This is a genomic window from Tissierella simiarum (assembly GCF_018917865.1).
GTDB classification, from domain to species: domain Bacteria; phylum Bacillota; class Clostridia; order Tissierellales; family Tissierellaceae; genus Tissierella_C; species Tissierella_C simiarum.
The window spans coordinates 1-1,521 of the sequence record NZ_JAHLPM010000047.1 but is presented as its reverse complement, the minus strand read 5'-3'; the positions used below and the strand labels follow the sequence as shown (position 1 = coordinate 1,521).

Below are 1,521 nucleotides of genomic sequence, written 5' to 3'. Positions count from 1 at the left end.
CCGATCTGCGGTGGATGCCTTGGCACTAGGAGCCGATGAAGGACGGGACGAACACCGATATGCTTCGGGGAGCTGTAAGCAAGCTTTGATCCGGAGATTTCCGAATGGGGAAACCCACCACTCGTAATGGAGTGGTATCCATATCTGAATTCATAGGATATGAGAAGGCAGACCCGGGGAACTGAAACATCTAAGTACCCGGAGGAAGAGAAAGCAAATGCGATTCCCTGAGTAGCGGCGAGCGAAACGGGATTAGCCCAAACCAAGAGGCTTGCCTCTTGGGGTTGTAGGACACTCTGTACGGAGTTACAAAGGAACGAGGTAGATGAAGAGGTCTGGAAAGGCCCGCCATAGGAGGTAACAGCCCTGTAGTCAAAACTTCGTTCTCTCCTGAGTGGATCCTGAGTACGGCGGAACACGTGAAATTCCGTCGGAATCCGGGAGGACCATCTCCCAAGGCTAAATACTCCCTAGTGACCGATAGTGAACCAGTACCGTGAGGGAAAGGTGAAAAGCACCCCGGAAGGGGAGTGAAAGAGATCCTGAAACCGTGTGCCTACAAGTAGTCAGAGCCCGTTAACGGGTGATGGCGTGCCTTTTGTAGAATGAACCGGCGAGTTACGATCCCGTGCAAGGTTAAGCAGAAGATGCGGAGCCGCAGCGAAAGCGAGTCTGAATAGGGCGCATGAGTACGTGGTCGTAGACCCGAAACCAGGTGATCTACCCATGTCCAGGGTGAAGTTCAGGTAACACTGAATGGAGGCCCGAACCCACGCACGTTGAAAAGTGCGGGGATGAGGTGTGGGTAGGGGTGAAATGCCAATCGAACCTGGAGATAGCTGGTTCTCTCCGAAATAGCTTTAGGGCTAGCCTCAAGGTAAGAGTCTTGGAGGTAGAGCACTGATTGGACTAGGGGCCCCTACCGGGTTACCGAATTCAGTCAAACTCCGAATGCCAATGACTTATCCTTGGGAGTCAGACTGCGAGTGATAAGATCCGTAGTCGAAAGGGAAACAGCCCAGACCGCCAGCTAAGGTCCCAAAGTATACGTTAAGTGGAAAAGGATGTGGAGTTGCTTAGACAACCAGGATGTTGGCTTAGAAGCAGCCACCATTTAAAGAGTGCGTAATAGCTCACTGGTCGAGTGACTCTGCGCCGAAAATGTACCGGGGCTAAACGTATCACCGAAGCTGCGGACTGTTCTTCGAACAGTGGTAGGAGAGCGTTCTAAGGGCTGTGAAGCCAGACCGGAAGGACTGGTGGAGCGCTTAGAAGTGAGAATGCCGGTATGAGTAGCGAAAGAGGGGTGAGAATCCCCTCCACCGAATGCCTAAGGTTTCCTGAGGAAGGCTCGTCCGCTCAGGGTTAGTCGGGACCTAAGCCGAGGCCGAAAGGCGTAGGCGATGGACAACAGGTTGATATTCCTGTACCACCTCCTCACCATTTGAGCAATGGGGGGACGCAGGAGGATAGGGTAAGCGCGGTATTGGATATCCGCGTCCAAGCAGTTAGGCTGAGATC

1 rRNA gene is annotated in these 1,521 nt (G+C 53.1%); it reads left to right on the top strand.

What is annotated here, in order from left to right:
* Window position 1: 1 nt before the first annotated feature.
* Window positions 2-1,521 (top strand): 23S ribosomal RNA (locus KQI42_RS20700); the annotation flags it as partial.